4 protein-coding genes and 1 pseudogene are annotated in these 4,018 nt (G+C 71.8%); 1 reads left to right on the top strand and 4 read right to left on the bottom strand.

All coding sequences use genetic code 11. The features are described 5' to 3' along the window. From AC07FY_RS32915 to AC07FY_RS32900, 4 genes are all read right to left on the bottom strand, one after another. Positions 1-1,212, bottom strand: a 1,212-nt coding sequence (locus AC07FY_RS32915; RefSeq protein ID WP_479014107.1) for a HAMP domain-containing protein, incomplete at its 3' end; no start/stop codon positions are given. A 279-nt stretch (positions 1,213-1,491) separates the two neighbouring features. Further along, a complete protein-coding gene (locus AC07FY_RS32910; RefSeq protein WP_479014104.1) occupies positions 1,492-1,965 on the bottom strand; it encodes an SPW repeat protein in 474 nt (157 codons plus the stop codon). A gap of 139 nt (positions 1,966-2,104) precedes the next feature. After that, positions 2,105-2,890 (bottom strand): cytochrome c oxidase assembly protein, encoded by a 786-nt coding sequence (locus tag AC07FY_RS32905; protein WP_479014101.1) that lies wholly within the window; start codon positions 2,888-2,890, stop codon positions 2,105-2,107. A 53-nt stretch (positions 2,891-2,943) separates the two neighbouring features. Beyond that, on the bottom strand, positions 2,944-3,435 hold the full coding sequence (locus AC07FY_RS32900; RefSeq protein ID WP_479014098.1) for a DUF2243 domain-containing protein: 492 nt from the start codon (positions 3,433-3,435) through the stop codon (positions 2,944-2,946). A 380-nt stretch (positions 3,436-3,815) separates the two neighbouring features. Here AC07FY_RS32900 and AC07FY_RS32895 point away from each other — a divergent pair. Continuing rightward, a pseudogene (locus tag AC07FY_RS32895) lies at positions 3,816-4,018 on the top strand (hypothetical protein); the annotation flags it as partial.

The following is a 4,018-nucleotide window of genomic DNA, read 5'->3' as shown; positions in this document are numbered from 1 at the left end:
GTCCACCCGGATCTTCTGCGTCAGATCACCCTGCGCCACCGCGGTGGTGACCTCAGCGATCGACCGGACCTGCGCCGTCAGGTTGTCGGCCATGAAGTTCACGGAGTCGGTCAGGTCGCGCCAGGTGCCGGAGACGCCCTTCACGTCCGCCTGACCGCCGAGCCGGCCGTCCGTACCCACCTCGCGCGCCACGCGGGTCACCTCGTCGGCGAACGCCGACAGCTGGTCGACCATCGTGTTGATCGTGGTCTTCAGCTCGAGGATCTCGCCGCGGGCGTCCACCCGGACCTTCTGCGAGAGGTCGCCCTGGGCCACCGCGGTGGCCACCTGGGCGATGGACCGGACCTGCGAGGTGAGGTTTCCGGCCATGAAGTTCACGGAGTCGGTCAGGTCGCGCCAGGTGCCGGAGACGCCCTTCACGTCCGCCTGACCGCCGAGGATGCCCTCCGTTCCCACCTCGCGGGCCATGCGGGTCACTTCGCCGGCGAACGCGGACAGCTGGTCGACCATCGTGTTGATGGTGTTCTTCAGCTCCAGGATCTCCCCGCGGGCATCCACGGCGATCTTCTGCGAGAGATCCCCCTTGGCCACGGCGGTGGTCACCTGGGCAATGTTGCGGACCTGGTCGGTGAGGTTCCCGGCCATGAAGTTGACCGAATCGGTGAGGTCGCGCCATACGCCGGCCACACCCGGCACCTCGGCCTGGCCGCCGAGCCGGCCCTCGCTGCCCACCTCGCGCGCCACGCGGGTGACCTCGTCCGCGAAGGAGGACAGCTGGTCCACCATCGTGTTGACGGTGTCCTTCAGCTCGAGGATCTCGCCCCGGGCGGCCACGTCGATCTTCTGCGAGAGGTCACCCCGGGCCACGGCCGTGGCCACCTGGGCGATGTCCCGGACCTGGGTGGTGAGGTTGCCGGCCATCGCGTTCACGGAGTCCGTCAGGTCCGCCCAGGTACCCGAGACGCCGGGTACGACGGCCTGACCGCCCAGCGTGCCCTCGGTACCGACCTCGCGGGCGACCCGGGTCACCTCGGACGTGAACAGCGACAGCTGGTCCACCATCCCGTTGAAGACCGTGGCGATCTCCCCGAGGAGGCCGTCGGCCTCGTCGGGCAACCGGGTACCGAAGTCACCATCGCGTACCGCCGTCAGCCCGGCCAGCAGCTGGCGGAGCTCCGGCTCCCCCACCGCCCCTGCCGCAGTGACTCCCACACGCGAATCAGCCGTCTTGGCCATCCCAGCCCCATCTCCCATGCCGCCCAGAGCGTCCGCAACCTTCGAACGACCCATGGCTAAGTCCATCACACCCGAAGCAGTCCTCGACGCCGGGTCCGGACAAACGTTCGCCTCCCGCGGTTCGGTACGGGACCGAAGGGCCCTGTGACCTGCCTACCGGCTCGGTCGCGAGCGCGCTGGTGGGCGGGGCGCGGCGGACGAAAACGGTGGCCCGGCGGCGAACCGCCGGGCCACCTCGTCGATCGTGCGCGGGTTTCAGCGGGCCCCGGGCATGGGCCGGTGGCCTCGTGCGTGGGAGCCGCCGCGGTCCTTGTCCCGGGCGGCGGAGGCGGCGGCCAGGGCCAGGAGGGTGGCGATGACGCCGGTGATGAGGTTGCTGGTGATCGACCGGGTGTGGGCGACGTCCCCGGCGACGACCCACGGAGCGACGCAGGTCCAGATGCCGATGGCGGCCGCGGCCCAGGCCATGGAGTGCGTGCGCTCGTAGGAGGTTCCGAGCCCGCCGAGGAGCAGCATGTAGGCGATGCCGGCGATCAGGTTGGTGACGGCGAGGGTGGTGAAGCCGTTGAAACCGACGATCCAGGGGGACGCCGCGAGATAGAGGCCGGTGAGCAGGGCGAGGGCCTCGATCATCTGAGCGCGGGGCGTGGCCGCCGCCCGGTCGTGGCGGGCGCGCAGCTCCATCAGGTCGGGGTGCTCTTCGATGGGTGCGCGGTGGGTTGACGCCATGATGACCTCCAGGAGGAAGTGGTGACCCGCCTCTACCCATAAATTCGCCATAAACATACGAGAACGGGGACAAAGCGACATTTTCTCTTCCGGCCGACCGGGCCGCACCCCTGCGCGCTCCCCCGACAGGACGCCGACCTCATGAGGACAGGCCGGACCCCCGACCCGCTGGCACCCGGGCGCCGGGCCCAGACCTGCGCCGCCGCTCCCGCGCCCGGCCGGTCGCGCGGTACCAGGTGGCGGCCGCGACGATGGCGAGTGCGGCTTCCGCCAGGTCGCCGCCGTAGTACATCACTTGTGCTCCCGTCCGCAGGTCGGCGGCGGTCAGGTGGGTGCCGGGTGGTTCCGCCGCGTACAGGGTCTTGGCCAGAACGGCGTGCGCCGCCCCGGCGGCCAGCAGGGTCGCCCCGCGCACGGTGACGCCCCAGCGGCGGCCCACCGCCTCCAGCCGGCACACGGCGCAGGTGAACAGCAGCCCGGCGGCGAGTACGTGCACATGGACGACGGCGTGCAGCCAGGGCCGTTCCTGGGCGGCGGCGAACAGGCCGGTCCGGTACAGCAGCCACAGACCGCCGATGTCGAGGAGGGCCGCCAGGGGTGGGAAGAGCAGCAGGCCGGCGGGACGGGAGTGCGCGAGGGCGACGAGCCCCCGGCGCCCCGGGCCGGGGGTGAGGGCCCGCAGGGTGAGCGTGAGGGGACGGGCCAAGGCGAACGCGAGGGGGGCCGCCATACCGACGACCAGGTGCCGGGCCATGTGGGCGGTGAACGGCCCGCCCGGTGACAGGCCCGCCGACGCCCAGACCAGCCCCGCGCTGCCGGCCGCGAACGAGGCGTCCCGCCAACGGGGCCAGGCGTCCCCTCGCCGCCGCAGCCGGCGGGCGGTCCGGAGGTAGACGGCGGCCGCCAGGAGCGCGGCCACTGCCACGACCCACGCGGTGGAGCCCGGGCCCGCGGGGCCAGGATGGCCGTGCGCGACGATCACGACGACGATGCCGTCCTGCCGCGGCGCGCCGCGCGCACGGCCAGCGCCGCACCGATGAGGAGCAGGACCAGGGCGGCGATGTTCCACGACCAGTCGTACGGGGTGATGTCGACGCCGTAGCGGATCTGGTGCAGGCGCAGCAGCTTGTGGTCGACGATGCCGTCGAACAGCTGGAAGGCGCCCAGCCCCAGGAAGAAGCCGGCCCGGGCGTGGGCCGGGGCGAGGGCGCGACGGCGGCGCAGGTCGGCGTACAGGAAGAATCCCGCGACCAGGGCCAGCAACTCGCCGGTGTGCAGCAGCCCGTCGGACGCCAGGCCCACGCCGGAGGTCGAGCGGTCGTAGAAGTGGTGCCAGCCCAGGATCTGATGGAAGACGATCTCGTCGACCGCGGCCATGACCCCCACCCCGATCACGCCGCACACGACCATCGACCGCCTGGGTTCCGGTCGCGCCGCAGGGGCGGTGTGCGGGTGGGGCGATGCGCTCATGGCCTGCTGCCTTCCGACGTGCCGGGACGGGTCTGCTGCCCGGTACGCCTACCCCCTCATCCGCTTCGCGCCCGCCGATCCTGTCATCCGGGTGAACCGGGGCGACCCGGCTTTCGGCAGTGCGGAGAGCGCCGCGCGGACCGGTCGGCCCGCATGCGGCGGCGGGGCGGCCCGGCGATCCTCCGAACGGGTGGCGTCGCGCGTCGCGAGGCGGATCCGTCCGTCGGGGATCGGTCGGTGCCGGAGGCTGTGGGGACCTGAGACCGCCCTGTCCGGATTTCGCCGTGTCATGTCGTCACCGAAGGGCACCCGGTCCCAGGTTTACCGTCGTCCCCGGCAGCGCGACCCGGGGCAGGAATTCTCGAAAGCCGGTGACCTCCATGGCCTTCAATCCGCTCGAACAGCGCGGTATCCCCTTGGACCGACAGCTTCGCAGCTGGCGCGAGCTGAACGTCTCCCCGATCGATCCCGACGCCGGTGACCCCTACACCCGGTGCCGCATCATCACGATGAACGGCATCGAGGTCGAGGCGATCCTCTTCGGCCACAACCTTGCCCGCAACTGCGTGGATCCGGAGGTGAA

It is taken from the genome of Streptomyces sp. NPDC045967, from assembly GCF_056430495.1.
Note: the sequence above shows the minus strand (reverse complement) of the source record. Positions and strands in the feature narration are given on the sequence as shown.